This window comes from Enterovibrio baiacu (genome assembly GCF_004120195.1).
In the GTDB taxonomy this organism is placed as follows: Bacteria; Pseudomonadota; Gammaproteobacteria; order Enterobacterales; family Vibrionaceae; genus Enterovibrio; species Enterovibrio baiacui.
This window is the reverse complement of sequence record NZ_SCHN01000005.1, coordinates 208,750-224,088: the sequence shown is the minus strand read 5'-3', so window position 1 is coordinate 224,088 and position 15,339 is coordinate 208,750. Positions and strand designations below refer to the sequence as shown.

The following is a 15,339-nucleotide window of genomic DNA, read 5'->3' as shown; positions in this document are numbered from 1 at the left end:
AATCGTTAAATGGGTTCAGAGTGGATTTAGCAGCCACTGGCGGTATCGAGCCCGCCGAGGCAGTAATATTTGATTTCGCTGTATTCATCGAAGCCGTGTCGGCTGCCTTCTCGGCCAAGGCCAGATTGCTTCATGCCGCCGAAAGGGATGGGATGGCCTGTCATTTTCACGCTGTTGACGCTGACCATGCCGAACTCCAAACCACGCATGAGCTTCCAAATGTTGCGAATGTCATGGCCGTAGACATAGGCGGCGAGCCCGTATTCTGTGTCGTTGGCAGCAATGAGTAGCTCATCCAAGTTGTCGTAGGGCAACACGCCGGCAACAGGGCAAAAATTCTCTTCGCGATACACCGCCATGTCTGGTGTGACATTGGTGAGCATGACAGGATAAAAGAAGTTTTTGCCGGATGCTTTCTTCTGGTTGCCTGCAATTAAGGTCGCGCCTTTGTCGAGCGCATCATCGACGAGCATTTGTGCTTTTTCGACCGCCTTGCGGTTGATCAGTGGGCCAATGTCCGTGGTCGCGTTCATGCCGTTGCCCACCTTGAGGGTCTGCATTTCGTTGGCGAAGGCGTCGGTAAATTCCGCGTATTTATCGCGGGGAACAAAAATACGGTTTGCCGCCAAACAGTCTTGCCCTGACGTCTGAAACTTGGCATCCACCGCGGCTTTGGCGGCCTCTTTGATATCCATATCTGGAAGCACGATAAAGGGGGCGTTTCCTCCAAGTTCCATCGAGCACTTTTTGACGGTACTGGCACATTGTTCGAGCAGGATTTTTCCAACCCGTGTGGAACCTGTAAAAGACAGCGCCTTCACCACGTCAGCATTGCACAACACTGCGGATATCATTTCAGGATCGCCGGTAACCACGTTGAATACACCCGCGGGAATGCCCGCACGTTCAGCGAGTTCTGCCAACGCGAGGGCAGAAAAGGGCGTTTCGTTAGCGGGTTTCACTATCACGGTGCAGCCAATGGCTAATGCCGCCGCTGCTTTTCGCGTGATCATGGCGTTGGGGAAATTCCACGGCGTAATCAGCGCGGCGACACCAATGGGTTCTCGAAGTGTCGCGAGTTGCGCGTTAGGTATATGGCTTGGCAGGGTGTCGCCATAGGCGCGGCGAGATTCTTCGGCAAACCAACGAATGAAGGACGCACCGTAATCGATCTCTCCGCGCGCTTCGTTGAGCGTTTTGCCTTGTTCGAGCACCATTAGCTTGGAGAGATCTTCTTTGTTTTCGAGGATCAAATCGTTCCAGGCCATCAAACGCTCTGCGCGTTGTTCTGCAGACAATGCTCGCCATGCGGGAAAGGCGCGATTCGCTGCATTAATGGCACTGTCGATCTGCGACTTTTTCAGGTCCGTCACATAGCCGAGCACTTTGTCATCTGCTGGGTTGATGACAGCGGTGTCTTTGTTACCCGCAACCCACTTGCCATTGATGTATGCGAGCTGTCGAAACAGACGCGTGTCGTCCAGTACCGAAAGAACAGCATTGTTTGCTTTCGAGTTGTGATGATGAAGATTGACTGCACCCATAAGCGCCTCCCAATGAAAACGTACGATCTTGCTTTCTGTTAACTGTACGTCTTGTTGGGCGAGGTTGTTTTCTGTTCAGCAGGGAGGAGAGTTGGTGTTTTTTCTGAATAGGTTGAAGGAAGTTGTGTTTTTTTCTGTGGGAGGATTTTCCGCTGAAAAACCAAGAACCTCATCGGATAAATGAGGTTCTTGTACAGTCATCTCTAAACGAGATGCATGGCTATTTGGGGCCTTCAGAGAGGTTGAGTGCTAACTGCCATAACGCATCGGGCACGTCTACTTCCGTCAGCTCGTTAATGTACTGGCCCGGTAATCGGGTTCCCTCGTCTTGAGAGACCAGATCCGACACTTGCTGGCAGCGTTCATAGAAGGTCTCGGAATTTGCAGGGTCAATGACCAGGAAGTATTGGCCAAGATCGTGTGGGTCACCGTTGGTTGCTTTTAATGGCTTAACAAACTGAGAGGCAATGCCCCCCGTGAGGCCTGCGGTAAGCAGTTCCGCCATTAATCCAAATCCCCACCCTTTGTAGCCGCCAGCAGACACCAGCGAGCCCGCGAGCGCTTTGTGGGGATCTGTGGTTGGGTTGCCATCTTCATCGAGCGCCCAGCCTTCAGGAATGCTTTGACCTGCCTCTTTTGCCATGGTGATTTTGCCAAGGGCAACAACCGTAGTGGATTGGTCAAACTGCATGGCAATCCCGCCATTGCCGTCTGGCACGGAGAAGGCGACAGGGTTAGTGCCAATGGTGCGAAGTTTCCCACCCGGAGGCGCCACAATGGGCGAGGAGTTGGTAAAACCAATGGCGATAAAGCCGCGGCGAGCAATCTGCTCGGTGAAATAACCCAATGAGGTACAGGTGTGGCTATGGCCAATGGCTAACGCGGCAATACCGTTATCTTTTGCGGCATCCATGACCGTTGGAAATGCGCGAACAAACGCCGATTGCGCAAAACCGAATTTCGCATCCACCTGAACCACGCCCGGTTTTGGCGTTGAAATTACAGGTTCCGCGTCTTTAGAAACACGGCCTGATACCAACTGCTCGCAATAGCTTTGTAAGTAGTAAAGGCCACAGATTCGGTTCTGTCTGGATTCATTCTTGGCGACAGCAAATGCAACAGATTCTGCGATCCAAGGTAGAGCTCCGTGCTTTTCTAATGCGGTTTTGCAAACCTCTTGAATCTCCGAAATGGTAATCGTTGGCATACGTACTCCTTTAGAATTTGTCACATAAATCGGAAGCCTTGCACCCAATGGCTTGCATTGGGAACATCCCCGATGTGTGTCTGTTGGCTGGCTCATTCAATCCCTAATTGAGCCCTCTATTTGAGTGAGTCTTACGGATAAAGCGACGACGAGAATGCACGTTTTAAGGTCTATTGAAACTCGTGAGCCGCGTCATGTAGGGCTTCCCACAAATACGCGGCACTAGAAATATCGCTCAGAATGAGAAAACGTGTTTGCTTGAGATCGGTATTTGATACGTTGACCACGACAGATGAGACACGGGCGACCGATGTTTGTGCGATGTGACTGGGTGGAAACGCGCTCGGTTGAAGATCGACGCCGCAGACTTTGGCGAACAACGCTGGGCATTTGTCGCCAGTCAGCACAAACATCGCGGAACTGTGCTGACAATATAAGCGCGCTACGCCTTGTTTGCGCATTGCAGCTTTTTCCATGTTGACCATGAGGTCGGCATGGTGGTTCTGCGCATCGATGATCCAGTATTCGGTGAAGCCAAGTCTTAACACCCACAAGCCGTTGTCCATTTCTGTCATTCGGTTTGGCTCAGGGGGAAGTGCTATGCCGTGCTCTTCCAAAAATACGGCGGTATGTTCTCCTCTAAATCCGATGCGGTGGGTGGTGGTCGCATCGTAAAAAGAGACGGTAGATAGCGGATGGATCGGATCAATACCGCTGCTTCTGCGTTCTGGCTGGGAACTGACTAAAAAAGAAAACATACTAAATGACCTCCTGTCTTTCGCCATCTGGATCGTAGAAGGGTAAAGACACCACTTCCGGCCATACTTCTTTACCATCGATACGGATTGGGAAGCGCGTCCCGGGCTCTTGTTGATCAATGCCGACAAAGGCGAGGCCGATGTAGGCATCCAACGTTGAGGAAAAATCGCAAGACGTCACATTGCCTGTGATGTTTGAATCGTGACCGGCTTTATCGAGCACCAGATGGCCTTCTTCGGGTTTGGCTGATGACTTATCCAGCTTGAAGCCCACCAGTTTGCGTGTTTGTTCTCGACGCATGACTATATCGACAGATCGAGAACCGACATAAAAAGGCTTGGCTTTTGCGATTGCCCATCCGAGCGATAATTCACCAGGGTGTGACATGCCATCCGTGTCTTGGCCAACAATGATATGGCCTTTTTCTAGACGAAGTAGACGCTGCGCTTCGACACCGAACGGGCGCATGCCAAACTCTTCACCTGCAGACATCAGCAAATCCCAAATTTTGAGTGCGAACAGGGTTGGCATGTGAATTTCATAACCAAGTTCGCCAACAAACCCTACACGCGCTAACCGAACGGGCATGCCACCGATGTGTCCTTCTCGATAAAAGAGATACGGGAACGCTTCTGGCGAGAAATCCACATCGGTACAGACCTTTTCAAGCACTTTTCGTGCGAGAGGGCCAGCTACATTGACTGCAGAAAATGCAGAGGTCACGTTGGCAATATCAACGTCTAATCGCCACTGTGCGTTCCACTTTTTCATTTCACGGTAAACCGCATCCACACCGCTGGTGGTTGCCGTGACGTAGTAATGATCTTCAGCGATGCGACACGCTACACCATCGTCCACCACCACACCTTGCTCATTGGTCAGCACGGCGTAACGTGTTTTTCCGACTGGCTGTTTTACAAAAGCAAAGGTGTACATACGATTGAGAAATTCAGGTGCATCTGGCCCACGCACTTCGATGCCACCGAGCGTGCTGACGTCAATGATGCCGACATTTTGTCGAACCGCTAACGCCTCATCTTGGATCAACGCATGACGATTCTTGGGTTCACCATAATACGCGGGTCGACGCCATGCACCTGCGGGCATGAATTGTGCGCCAAGTGCTTCATGCCTTGCATGCATAGGCGTGAGGCGTACGGGGTTGAAAATCCTTCCTGCGAGGTACGCGAGTTTCTCGGGAATAAAGGGCGGGCGAGCGGTTGTTACGCCCGTGTCACTGACGGTTCTGTCGGTGGCTTCCGCCACTAATCTTGCAGTGGCAAGCGCGGAATGACGCCCTTGAGAAGGCCCCATGCCAACGGTGGAAAAACGTTTAACGAGTTGAATATCGCGATAGCCTAAACGCGTTGCATTGATGATGTCTTTGGCCTGAAGGTCTTCATCGAAATCAACAAAATCTTTCCCTTTAGGGTGAGGGAAGATAGGCCAAGGAAAATTCGTGTTTTGGTCACAGGTGACTACGCCGCCAAGAGCATCAGACAGCCCAAGATTGACTAAACAGGCTTGCGCAGCGCGTTCGCCATCAGCCAACACTTTGCCAAGCGCATGAATGCCATTCACTGACCCGGCAATGTGGAGGTTGCCTGGCAGGTTCTTCAGCGTGAAGCGCGCAGAGGTATCGTTGTACGTTAATTGCGCGCCCGCCTGACAAAGCAACTGGTACGTCGGCATGTAGCCTGAAGACACACAGAGAAGATCGCACGGGATGGTAGAAATAGGTTGATGGGCGGTGCCATTTTCATCGAGAGAATACACCTCGACAGCAGAAAGGTGGTTGTTGCGCGCTTGTGCTTCATACACTGTTGCGCCCAACACAACGGGGATCCCTAATGCTTGCACCGCATTGACCAAGTCAGCACATCGCTGGTTGTTACGCATGTCGATGATGGATACAACATCCACGCCTTGTTGTGCCAGTTCGATAGCGGCAAGGTAACCGTCATCATTGCCTGTTAACACCACGGATTTGTTGCCCGGCTTGATGGCGTAGTGCTTCATAAGCCTCATCGCCGCACTGCAAAGCACAATGCCGGGGAGGTCGTTGTTTCTGAAAACGACGTGCTGCTCGAATTCTCCAGAAGCGACGATGCACTGCTTGGCTCTGACTTTGTACATGCGGTTGCCAGTAAGAACGGGCAAGTAATTGTCGGTAAACCATGCATTACAAATCGCGTCTGTTAATACACGGATCTTAGGATGATCCACGACTGTTGCGCGAAGGGTGTTAAGCGTTTCATCGGCTATTTCACCGTCGATGTCGAAACGGTGATAGGTGAGCGCACCGCCCAGCTGTTTATTTTCATCAACAAGCAAAACCTCAGCACCGCCTTGCGCGGCGGTAATGGCGGCGTTCAAACCGGCAGGGCCTGCGCCGACAATCATCACATCGCAAAACAAATAGGCTTTATCATGATAAGTCGGTTCAAATTCGAGGTTTGCTTTCCCCAATCCTGCTTTTTTGCGGATCAGTGGTTCCCATTTGTCCCAAATGCCTTTTGGTTTATAAAACGCACGGTAATAAAACCCGACCGGCATGAAACGTCCGACCTTTTCGAGCAAGGCATCCTTATCGTTTTCTAACGAGCCATTGTAATTTTGGCCCATGACCATTGGCGCTTTAGAAACGTCGACACGATCTGCCAATACATTGGCTTCATCGGGCAGTTGAACCAGCGTATTGGCATCTTGGCCAGCCATGGTTAATGGCCCGCGAGGACGGTGATATTTGAAAGAGCGCGACATCAGCCATTGGTTGTTTGCAATCAAGGCACTGGCGACGGTGTCGCCTTCATAACCAATGTAGTGTTTTCCTTCAAATTCAAAGCTGACGGTGTTGTCGCGAGAAATTAAAGAACCCATGGGCGGCGACAATCGATGGTTATCAATCATGGCTGTGCTCCTTTCCCTTCACCGTTTTTACCATCAGCAGCATTTGCTTCGCGCGTATCGGCATCGAAGTTGATTCTTTCTTTATAGATTTCACTGGGATCATAGGTTCGAATAATCTCATCTGACGCGGTGTGTCGTTCTGCAATAAACCAATAGCCGGAGGCGCTGTGAAACCACCACTCTTTGACGATTTTGATGGTGTTATCTGAATAGAACACATATTCAGCCCATGCTTTGTCTGAGCAGTTTTTATGGTCAGGTATGGCTTTCACTTCGCCGCCATAGACAAATTCATTGATGTTTCTTGGGCCGTTCAAGGGACAAGGCATAATCTTCATATCACTACTCCTAATGGCTCGCGGCCGTGGCCCCCATTTCGTTGACTTGTCGGAATGCATCGAACCTGTCCATTGAAAACGGTGCGATCAGTTCAGGCACTTTTCCGCCAGATGCGACCAATTCCGCCATGGTTTTTCCGCATATCGGTGTGGCTTTAAAGCCCCACGTTCCCCAGCCAGCATCCAAGTAGTAATTGTCTACAGGGCTTAACCCCATGATCGGGCTGTAGTCGCTGGTCATGTCCGTTGTACCTGCCCATTGGCGCAGCAATTTGAAATTGGCCATGAAGGGGAACATTTCTATCGCACTGGCGATCAGGCTTTCTTTCAGATCGAGCGTCGAGCGTGTGTTGTAAAGCGGGTAAGGATCTGAACCGCCGCCAAACACAATTTCACCTCGACCCGTTTGCTGCACATAGCAATGAAGGGCGGAAGAACTGACAAGCGGATCAAGGAAGGGCTTAACGGGGGTCGTCACCATGGCTTGCAGTGGATAACTGGTGAGCGGCATTCTAAACCCTGCCATTGCAGCCACGATGGAACTGTGTCCTGCAACGGCCTGCACCACAGCGCCACAACCAACGGTGCCTCTGTTAGTCTCGACGGAGACCACTTTGCCGTTCTCGGTGTTGATGTTTGTCACTTCCGTAAGCTGGTGGAGTTCAACGCCACGTTGTGTTGCGCCTTTCGCGTAACCCCATGCGACGGCGTCATGCCTTGCGGTTGCGCCATCCATGTGCCAAAGGCCAGCAAGAATAGGAAGATCCGCTGGGTTCATGTTGAGGGTAGGGACGAGCTCTCGAATTTGTTGGGGGTCGATGAGTTCTGTCCGTCCACCAAAATGCTTATTCACTTCTGTACGTTGTCTGAAAGATCGAACGGTGGCATCGGTGTGGGCAAGTGTTAGCTGCCCGCGAGAGGAATACATGATGTTGAAATCAAATTCATTCGAGAGGTTTTGGAATAGTTTCACGGATTCGCTATAGAACTTCACACCTTCGGACGTGAGGTAGTTTGAGCGAATCACTGCGGTGTTTCGTGCGGTGTTACCGCCGCCAAGGTATCCCTTCTCCAAAATAGCCACGTTGGTAATGCCGTGATATTTGGCGAGGTAATACGCCGTTGCGACGCCGTGACCGCCGCCGCCAATGATCACCACATCATAGTGGCGCTTGAGATCGGTCGGGACGGGTAAATCCATGTCCTTCTCAAAGGGATAGTCATTGGTTAGACCATATTTTAAAAGTGAAAAAGGCACTGTACGTTCCCTCGTTACAATCCATTTAATGGCTATTTAGACGAAAATCGCTGGGTTCTTCGAATGATGGGTTTAGCGTGTTTGTATTCAGGTCTCAATGTCGCGCTGTTTCGCTGCCGTTAGCGTATTTTTGATCAGGCAGGCAATGGTCATTGGCCCAACGCCGCCCGGCACAGGGGTGATTGCTTGGCATTTATCTGCGACATCAGCGAAATTGACGTCACCGACGAGCTTTCGCTTACCGTCGACTTCAGTGGCGTTTATGCCAACATCAATCACCACAGCCCCTGGTTTAACCCAGTCTTTATCGACCAATTCTGCGACACCCACTGCCGCGACCAAGATATCGGCTTGTCGACAAACAGCAGCAGCATCGATTGTCTTGGAGTGCACAATGGTGACCGTGCAGTTGGCTTGAAGTAGAAGGTTCGCCATTGGCTTTCCGACGATGTTAGAACGACCAATGACGACGGCATGTTTCCCTGTTAGATCACCCATTTCTCGCGCAAGGATCTCCATGCACCCAAGTGGTGTGCATGGCACAAGCTTGGCTTGCCCAGACGACAAGAGCCCAACGTTGACGGGATGAAACCCATCAACGTCTTTGGTCGGGTCGATGAGGTTAATAATGCGTTCTTCAGAAAGGTGTGGGGGCAAGGGGAGCTGCACCAGAATGCCGTGAATGTCGTCGCGTTCGTTAAGCGCAATCACCACATCATCGAGCGTTTCTTGTGTGCAATATGCATCAAGGCGTTTTACCAACGAAAACAGCCCTGCTTTTTCCGCGCATCGGATTTTATTGCGAACGTATATGGCGCTGGCTGGATCTTCACCCACCAATACAACGGCGAGCCCCGGTTGCGGGCAGCCTTGTTGCTTTCGTTCTTGCACTTCCTGCGTCATTTCTTCAATCAATCGATCAGACAGTTGGCGACCATCAATAATGTTTACTGGCGTCATTGTTGGCGTCTTTGTTTGCATGGTTACCTCTGTTGATCATTGGAATACAACGGTTTTATTACCGTACATAAAGACGCGGTGCTCTAAATGAAGTCGAACTGCTTGTGCGAGGGCGATGGTTTCAGTATCTCGCCCAACGGCAACCAATCTGTCAGAGGAATAGGTGTGACCAACAGGTTGAACACTCTGTTGAATGATCGGCCCTTCATCGAGATCGGATGTGACATAGTGCGCCGTTGCACCAATCAGTTTCACACCGCGAGCATGTGCTTGGTGATAAGGCTTCGCCCCCTTAAAGCTTGGCAGAAAAGAGTGATGAATGTTGATCGCTTTACCGTGCAGTTTCTTACAGAGGTCATCAGAAAGGATCTGCATGTAGCGAGCGAGTACGACCAATTCGGTTTGCGTTTCTGCAATCACGTCCAGCAGGGCGGCTTCTTGACGCGGTTTGTTTTCAGCACTCATTGGCAGCCAAATGAAACGAATGCCTGCGCGCTCAACAATGGGTCTCAAATCTTTGTGGTTCGACACCACGGCGGTGATCTCCATCGGTAACTCGCCATTCTCGTGACGGTACAATAGGTCTTTAAGGCAATGGTCAAACTTGCTCACCATGATCAGCACGCGCGTGGGTGCATCGGCATCAAAAAACTGCCAATCCATGTTGAAGCGACTGACCTGCGCTTCAAAGCCTTCCTTGATGGTCTCTAAATCCACATCGGGTGATTCAATCCGGCAAACGGCGCGCATGAAAAAGTTTTGGTTTTCTTCATCATCAAATTGATGCAACTCAGAGATGTAGCAACTCAGGCCCGCCAGGTAGGAAGTGACAGCGGCGAGAATGCCGCTAGATGCATCGCACGTTGCTTTGAGAATAAATTCCTTTGAATCTGGCATGTTTTGTCCTGTTTGGTTGGTGAAGATATATTCACCTTGATAAGTGATATCACACAAAATTAACAATCAAGATGGACGTTAATGGATAAAACGGACATATTTTATTCAGATATGAAGATTTATTTTGTAGGTGGGAAAACATGAGCAAGGCGGACTATCAGGTTAATTCGCTCGCGAGAGGGTTGGAGATTATCGAAATGTATGACGCGGAACATCGAATCCTGAGCACTCATGACTTTGCTGAGCGATTGGGTGTCAGCCAGTCATCGATATACCGTATTGTTCAAACGCTGCTTGATAAGAACTACCTGAAGAAAGTCGCAAGAAATGCGTATACCATCGGCCCTCAAGTGGTTTCACGCGGTTTTTCATACTTGGCGGGGCAGAATTTGGTGGATGTTGCGGCACCTCATTTGCAGCGACTCAGGGATGAAACCAGCATATCTTGCCATTTGTCGGTAAGAGACGGGTTAGAGACGTTGTATATTTATCGCGCCCAAGCGTCACAACGGTTGTCGGTGAATATTCCGCTGGGAACAAGGCTTCCCTGTCATACCAATGCGATGGGACGCATCTTGCTGCAGCAGCTCAGCGACATTGAATTGAGTGCGGTCTATCAAAACATTCAATTGGACGTTTACGCAAAACCCAACCCACAAACGCTTCCTGAACTAAAGCACCTCATCGCGACTGAGAAGAAGCAGGGCTTTGCTTTCTCACGTTCTGACAATGCAACAGCCATCGCCGTACCTATCAGGGATTATCTCGGTAAGATCATCGCTGCCATCAACATATCCGGCGCAGAGCAAATCATGGATAAACAACATCAATTTGAGGCGGCAAAAACCAGCCTGTTGAACACCGCCAAAGCGATTTCGGAAGAAGCGTCTACGTGAGTTAGTGTTAGGGGGGATTTAGCCTTCTCTCTTATCTTCGCTTTCTCGCATCTCGCATCTCGCATCTCGCCACTCAAATCTCGCTTCTCACGACGAGATCTTCACAGCTAGCACCGCAAACGTATCACCCATATTCACGTTAGCTAGGTGTCGCCTCGCGGCGAGAATGCCGCTGCGTTTGGCGTGGTATTCAACAGGGGGCTCGCCAGTGCGTTCGATGGAATAGATGCGGGCGATGAGGTCGCCTTTGTGGATTTCATCACCGAGCGATGCACACAGCTCTAAGATACCGCGATGTTCAGCATGTAGGTAGCAATCAGAATCTGGGATTTCTAGCGAAATCGGGTTTGACGGGGGGGGGATATAGGCTTGATTGAGGACGCCACTGAACACGAGAAAGTTGTGAATGCCGCGATCTACCATGGCGATGGTGTCTGGTGTGGTTGTGCCACCACCTCTAAGTTCAGTTGTTACAAACACCTTTCCTTGGTCTTCAACGGCAGTATCGTAAAGCTGAGTGGCGTCGATTTCTTCCATAAAGAACATGTAGGGTGCACCAAACAATCGTGCGCCTTCTGAGCAACGAGATTCTAGCGCTTTATCTGGTAATCGGTGCGCTGCAGCAAAAGGAAGTATATCGAGGGTTTTACCGCCAGAATGTATGTCCAATGCGGTGTCACACAGTGGAATCAAGTATCGCGTGAAGTAGTCGGCCATCCGTTCCGTCATTGAACCATAGGGGTGCCCAGGGAAAGCGCGGTTCATGTTGCCATTGTCGATAGGGGAAACGCGGCTTGCGCCTTCGACGGCAGGTTGGTTCATCATTGGAATGATGATAACGCGGCCTTGGATATCCTTGTTATCGAGTTGATTGCTGAGTTTTAGTAGCCCTGTGATGCCTTCGTATTCGTCGCCATGATTTCCGCCAGTGAGAAGTGCTGTTGGTCCGTCCCCATTTTTTATCACGCAAATGGGCGTCATTATCGCACCCCAAGCAGAGCCGTCGTGGGAGTAGGGCAGCTTTAGAAATCCGTGCTGAATACCGTCTTGATCATAATTGACGGTCGCGGTGACAGAACTGGCAGGAAGAGCTGGGTTCATGGTGATGTTATTCCCTCACGGTTTGGCTATCGATTGAGAAAGGATTTCTAGTTTCTAGTTTCTAGTTTCTAGTTTCTAGTTTCTAGTCTCGCATCTCGCATCTCGCATCTCGCACGACAATTTTTACGCGCTTCAATGCTTAACGAATAGTTGGCGTGGGAAATTACACAAGGTTTCAGCGCCATATTTGGTAATCACAATGCTTTCTGTGGTTTCCATGCCCCAATCATCCATCCAAAGCCCTGGCATAAAGTGGAACGTCATGCCTTCTTTTAAGATGGTTTGATCGGAATCACGAAGACTCATGGTGCGCTCGCCCCAATCGGGTGGGTAACTCAAGCCTATTGGGTATCCACAGCGAGTGCCTTCTCGGTCAAAACCGTATTTATGCATGGTGGCATTAAGCGCTGCGGCGATGTCACCACAGGTATTTCCTGGGCGAGCTATCGCCAACCCGGCTTCCAGCCCTTCGTTGAGCGCATCGTTGGCGCGCTTGAAGATGTCTCCGGGCTCACCCAAGTAAATGGTTCGAGAGAGTGGGCAGTGATAGCGTCGGTGCGCGCCGGCGATTTCAATGAACGTGCCTTCGCCTTTCACAAAAGGTTTATCGTCCCAAGTGAGGTGAGGGGCTGAGGCATCAACGCCAGATGGCAGAAGGGGGACGATGGCGGCATAGTCGCCAAAGTGGTGTTCATGGCCCAGCACCGCTTGTTTGTTTATTTCTGCGACTAATATGTGCTTCGGCAAGCCGGGCTCGATAAGCTCGTAGGCGACGCGATGCATGTTTTCGACAATGCGCGCGGCTATGCGCATGTAGGTGAGTTCTTGGTCTGACTTTTCAGCACGACACCAATTAACGAGAGATGTCGCATCAACGAACGACGCAAAGGGGAGATTGTCTTTTAGCGACTCGAATGCGGTGGCACTGAAATAGTAATTGTCTTTCTCGATACCAATTCTCCCGCGATCCCAAAGGTGTTCGTTCAGAATATGGTTAGACAAGTATTCCATGGGGTGACATTGGGGATTCATGACGTAAACGTCAGGATAAAATGTGACGTTGTCACGATGCATGTAGACCGTGCGTTGCGCGCCTTTGGCATCCATCGCCCGCCCAAACCAAATGGGTTCGCCTTGCGCGCCGACAATCACGCATTGTGGAACGTAAAAAGACCAGCCGTCATAACCGGTCAGCCACGCCATATTGGAAGGATCGTGGACGATAAGGGTATCTATTTCGTGAGTTTCCATGGCTGCACGAACTTTCGCCAGCCGGACGCCGAACTCTTCAAGCGTAAAATTAAGCACAACGTCACTCATGCCCCTTTCTCCTCAAAATACCGCCCTGTCGGACGAACGTTGACGTGTACAGAGTCATCGCCAGTCATCAGCTTGTGGTGAAATTCGGGGTCGATATTTCACCCAAATGAGCAAGATGACTGTTTTGCCTCTCAGCTTTGCTTCACTTCATCATCAAGGGATGGGAAGGAAGCGAATTATTTTTGGTAACGTCTCTCCAGTTTCTACTCTTTCTGATTCAAAGATATGCTGGAAAACCCGCGCTACGCATGAGCGCGTTTTTGAAGCACGTAATTTAGACTTACACCAGTGGTTGAAATTTGTACAATAAAAAGTGAAGTCCCTCTGTCATCAAAATTGAAAGAAACAGGGCGGGAAAGGCCAGAAGATCAGGTGTTGTATACAAAGTCAGGCGAGAAATTTTTATAAAGTCAGTCTCTAAAGTGAGACGTTAGGCGTTGTGGGTCTCTTCGTCAGTGGAGCAGCGGTGGTCAAGACTACTCGAGTGCCGGCATTTCAAAGCCACCACCTCGCCAAAGGCTCAGTATCAAAACGGGGTCTGTTCCTGCTTGTAATTGATGCGGCTGATGAGAGGGGTGATAAATGCAATCACCCGCGCGTTTCCAAGAGGGTGAACCTTCCATGCCTTCTGCTTCCCAATACACCTCGCCACCAAGTACAAGGTACATTTCTTCGGGTTCGTGATGATGACGTGGGTATGTGACACCCCGATCAAGCAGCATGATTTCTACCAAACCTTGCTCGAACACCAAAGGGCCTTGACGATCTGCGATGGGGAACCACGCTGAACCGCTCAAAAATGCCTCGGGTAATTGCCCCGTTTTGTATGGCTGACGCCATGCAAAGGTGTCTGCGTGAGTTTGAATGAAGGAAACGATGTCACGGGTTTCAGGGTGAGTTGCACCTACCCGTTGAACCTGCTCAGCAACAGGTAGCCAATTTGGTTCGATGGGTAGGTGCGCAATGTGGTGTGTCTCGGGCAACTCTTCGCGAAAATGCACGACCTTCTCTTCATCGAAGGCGGAGAGGCACGCTTTAATTAAACCCAACAACTGTTCTGCGTTGTTTTCCATCCCTGTTGTCCTTTTTTGTGTCGAATACCATCCAATGGTGCATCAACTGAATTCGCAGCTAGCCTAGGATTTATAACGGGTGCGTTAATAAAGCTCTCGATTAATTGCTCCAAAGCTAAAGTTGATCACGCTTTTGTGTTGGCGATTTGCATGTGCCACTGTTTGGCTTAGTTTGGATAGATGGCCTATTGCAAAGGAATGACAATGCCAAACCATAAAGAAGCGCTTTCGATTCTGAGACAGACCTTGATGGATGAATTGGTATTACTTCAATCACAAACCGACCCTGTAGAACTTGATCAGCAGTCTATTGGGCGCGTGTCGCGGATTGATGCCATCCAGCAACAAGAACTCGCAAAATCGAATTACCGAGCCGCAGCATTGCAACTCAAGGAAGTGATTGCAGCCCTAAGCCGTATTGATGAAGACGAATACGGCTATTGCGAAGAATGCGGTGAAGATATTGCGTCGGCGCGACTGGCGGTTAAGCCGGAAGTGCGGTTTTGTGTGTCTTGCCAAGCAAGCCACGAGCAATAAGAAGCCCCCATAAATGCCGAATGCTAGGAGACTCAAATGATCAGAGAAATGAACAGAGGCGACTTTGACGCATTTTGGCCCACCTTTGAAAGCATCATTCAATCCCAAGAAACCTATGCGTTATGCCCAGACATGACCCAAGAAGAGGCCTATGCATTTTGGGTAACGTCGACATCGAAATCGTTTGTATACGAAAATGATGGGGAAATATTAGGGACCTACTACATCAAACCTAACGCCATGGGGCCAAGTGATCACATTTGTAATTGTGGTTATATGGTCAGCGAAAATGCGAGGGGGCGGGGCGTAGCGCGTGAATTGTGCGAGCATTCGTTGAGGGTCGCTGTGGCGCTAGGCTTTGAAGCCATGCAATTTAATTCTGTTGTCTCTACCAATGCCATTGCGGTTTTACTGTGGGAGAAATTGGGGTTTTCTATCATAGGTACGATCCCAAAAGCATACCGCCATCCAACCCTTGGTTATGTTGATTGCTTCGTGATGCACAGACTCCTTGTGTGAACATGAATGTTTATCTGAAA

At 50.2% G+C, this 15,339-nt stretch carries 14 protein-coding genes; 3 read left to right on the top strand and 11 right to left on the bottom strand.

Annotation, left to right across the window (positions count from 1 at the left end):
* Nucleotides 1-26 precede the first annotated feature (26 nt).
* The 8 genes from EQP46_RS01325 to purU all read right to left on the bottom strand — a co-directional run bounded on the left by EQP46_RS01325 (nucleotide 27) and on the right by purU (nucleotide 9,873).
* On the bottom strand, nucleotides 27-1,544 hold the full coding sequence (locus tag EQP46_RS01325) for an NAD-dependent succinate-semialdehyde dehydrogenase (RefSeq protein WP_129491925.1): 1,518 nt from the start codon (nucleotides 1,542-1,544) through the stop codon (nucleotides 27-29).
* 220 nt (nucleotides 1,545-1,764) lie between these two features.
* Nucleotides 1,765-2,751, bottom strand: coding sequence for an Ldh family oxidoreductase (locus tag EQP46_RS01320; protein WP_129491924.1), 987 nt, complete (start codon nucleotides 2,749-2,751; stop codon nucleotides 1,765-1,767).
* 170 nt (nucleotides 2,752-2,921) lie between these two features.
* On the bottom strand, nucleotides 2,922-3,509 hold the full coding sequence (locus EQP46_RS01315) for a PHD finger domain-containing protein (RefSeq protein ID WP_129491923.1): 588 nt from the start codon (nucleotides 3,507-3,509) through the stop codon (nucleotides 2,922-2,924).
* Between the two features lies 1 nt (nucleotide 3,510).
* Nucleotides 3,511-6,420 (bottom strand): glycine cleavage T C-terminal barrel domain-containing protein, encoded by a 2,910-nt coding sequence (locus EQP46_RS01310; protein WP_129491922.1) that lies wholly within the window; start codon nucleotides 6,418-6,420, stop codon nucleotides 3,511-3,513.
* The gene (locus EQP46_RS01305; RefSeq protein WP_129491921.1) at nucleotides 6,417-6,758 is read right to left on the bottom strand and encodes a sarcosine oxidase subunit delta; all 342 of its coding nucleotides are present in this window, start codon (nucleotides 6,756-6,758) and stop codon (nucleotides 6,417-6,419) included. Before EQP46_RS01305 ends, EQP46_RS01310 begins: the two co-directional genes overlap by 4 nt.
* Nucleotides 6,759-6,768: 10 nt before the next feature.
* Nucleotides 6,769-8,016, bottom strand: coding sequence for an FAD-dependent oxidoreductase (locus tag EQP46_RS01300; protein ID WP_129491920.1), 1,248 nt, complete (start codon nucleotides 8,014-8,016; stop codon nucleotides 6,769-6,771).
* Nucleotides 8,017-8,103: 87 nt separating this feature from the next.
* Nucleotides 8,104-8,997, bottom strand: a complete 894-nt coding sequence (folD, locus tag EQP46_RS01295; protein ID WP_129491919.1) for a bifunctional methylenetetrahydrofolate dehydrogenase/methenyltetrahydrofolate cyclohydrolase FolD — start codon at nucleotides 8,995-8,997, stop codon at nucleotides 8,104-8,106.
* Nucleotides 8,998-9,012: 15 nt separating this feature from the next.
* Nucleotides 9,013-9,873, bottom strand: a complete 861-nt coding sequence (purU, locus tag EQP46_RS01290; protein ID WP_129491918.1) for a formyltetrahydrofolate deformylase — start codon at nucleotides 9,871-9,873, stop codon at nucleotides 9,013-9,015.
* A 140-nt stretch (nucleotides 9,874-10,013) separates the two neighbouring features.
* Between purU and EQP46_RS01285 the strand changes: the two genes are divergently transcribed.
* Nucleotides 10,014-10,769 carry an IclR family transcriptional regulator gene (locus EQP46_RS01285; RefSeq protein ID WP_129491917.1) on the top strand — a complete coding sequence of 252 codons (756 nt, stop codon included), beginning with the start codon at nucleotides 10,014-10,016 and terminating at the stop codon, nucleotides 10,767-10,769.
* A gap of 87 nt (nucleotides 10,770-10,856) precedes the next feature.
* Here EQP46_RS01285 and doeB read toward each other — a convergent pair whose 3' ends face one another.
* From doeB to EQP46_RS01270, 3 genes are all read right to left on the bottom strand, one after another.
* Nucleotides 10,857-11,870, bottom strand: coding sequence for a N(2)-acetyl-L-2,4-diaminobutanoate deacetylase DoeB (gene doeB, locus EQP46_RS01280; RefSeq protein WP_129491916.1), 1,014 nt, complete (start codon nucleotides 11,868-11,870; stop codon nucleotides 10,857-10,859).
* Between the two features lie 132 nt (nucleotides 11,871-12,002).
* Nucleotides 12,003-13,190 (bottom strand): M24 family metallopeptidase, encoded by a 1,188-nt coding sequence (locus EQP46_RS01275; protein ID WP_129491915.1) that lies wholly within the window; start codon nucleotides 13,188-13,190, stop codon nucleotides 12,003-12,005.
* Nucleotides 13,191-13,666: 476 nt separating this feature from the next.
* The gene (locus tag EQP46_RS01270) at nucleotides 13,667-14,263 is read right to left on the bottom strand and encodes a dimethylsulfonioproprionate lyase family protein (RefSeq protein WP_129491914.1); all 597 of its coding nucleotides are present in this window, start codon (nucleotides 14,261-14,263) and stop codon (nucleotides 13,667-13,669) included.
* A 204-nt stretch (nucleotides 14,264-14,467) separates the two neighbouring features.
* On the opposite strand from EQP46_RS01270, the gene EQP46_RS01265 reads away from it, so the two are divergent.
* The gene (locus EQP46_RS01265; RefSeq protein ID WP_035015171.1) at nucleotides 14,468-14,800 is read left to right on the top strand and encodes a TraR/DksA family transcriptional regulator; all 333 of its coding nucleotides are present in this window, start codon (nucleotides 14,468-14,470) and stop codon (nucleotides 14,798-14,800) included.
* 36 nt (nucleotides 14,801-14,836) lie between these two features.
* Nucleotides 14,837-15,319, top strand: a complete 483-nt coding sequence (locus tag EQP46_RS01260) for a GNAT family N-acetyltransferase (RefSeq protein WP_129491913.1) — start codon at nucleotides 14,837-14,839, stop codon at nucleotides 15,317-15,319.
* The last annotated feature ends 20 nt before the right edge of the window (nucleotides 15,320-15,339 follow it).

Excerpts from the sequence above, each read along its gene's own strand:
- EQP46_RS01325 (WP_129491925.1), bottom strand. The coding sequence starts at position 1,544 with ATGGGTGCAGTCAATCTTCATCATCACAACTCGAAAGCAAACAATGCT.
- EQP46_RS01320 (WP_129491924.1), bottom strand. The coding sequence starts at position 2,751 with ATGCCAACGATTACCATTTCGGAGATTCAAGAGGTTTGCAAAACCGCA.
- EQP46_RS01315 (WP_129491923.1), bottom strand. The coding sequence starts at position 3,509 with ATGTTTTCTTTTTTAGTCAGTTCCCAGCCAGAACGCAGAAGCAGCGGT.
- EQP46_RS01310 (WP_129491922.1), bottom strand. The coding sequence starts at position 6,420 with ATGATTGATAACCATCGATTGTCGCCGCCCATGGGTTCTTTAATTTCT.
- EQP46_RS01305 (WP_129491921.1), bottom strand. The coding sequence starts at position 6,758 with ATGAAGATTATGCCTTGTCCCTTGAACGGCCCAAGAAACATCAATGAA.
- folD (WP_129491919.1), bottom strand. The coding sequence starts at position 8,997 with ATGCAAACAAAGACGCCAACAATGACGCCAGTAAACATTATTGATGGT.
- purU (WP_129491918.1), bottom strand. The coding sequence starts at position 9,873 with ATGCCAGATTCAAAGGAATTTATTCTCAAAGCAACGTGCGATGCATCT.
- EQP46_RS01285 (WP_129491917.1), top strand. The coding sequence starts at position 10,014 with ATGAGCAAGGCGGACTATCAGGTTAATTCGCTCGCGAGAGGGTTGGAG.
- doeB (WP_129491916.1), bottom strand. The coding sequence starts at position 11,870 with ATGAACCCAGCTCTTCCTGCCAGTTCTGTCACCGCGACCGTCAATTAT.
- EQP46_RS01275 (WP_129491915.1), bottom strand. The coding sequence starts at position 13,190 with ATGAGTGACGTTGTGCTTAATTTTACGCTTGAAGAGTTCGGCGTCCGG.
- EQP46_RS01270 (WP_129491914.1), bottom strand. The coding sequence starts at position 14,263 with ATGGAAAACAACGCAGAACAGTTGTTGGGTTTAATTAAAGCGTGCCTC.
- EQP46_RS01265 (WP_035015171.1), top strand. The coding sequence starts at position 14,468 with ATGCCAAACCATAAAGAAGCGCTTTCGATTCTGAGACAGACCTTGATG.
- EQP46_RS01260 (WP_129491913.1), top strand. The coding sequence starts at position 14,837 with ATGATCAGAGAAATGAACAGAGGCGACTTTGACGCATTTTGGCCCACC.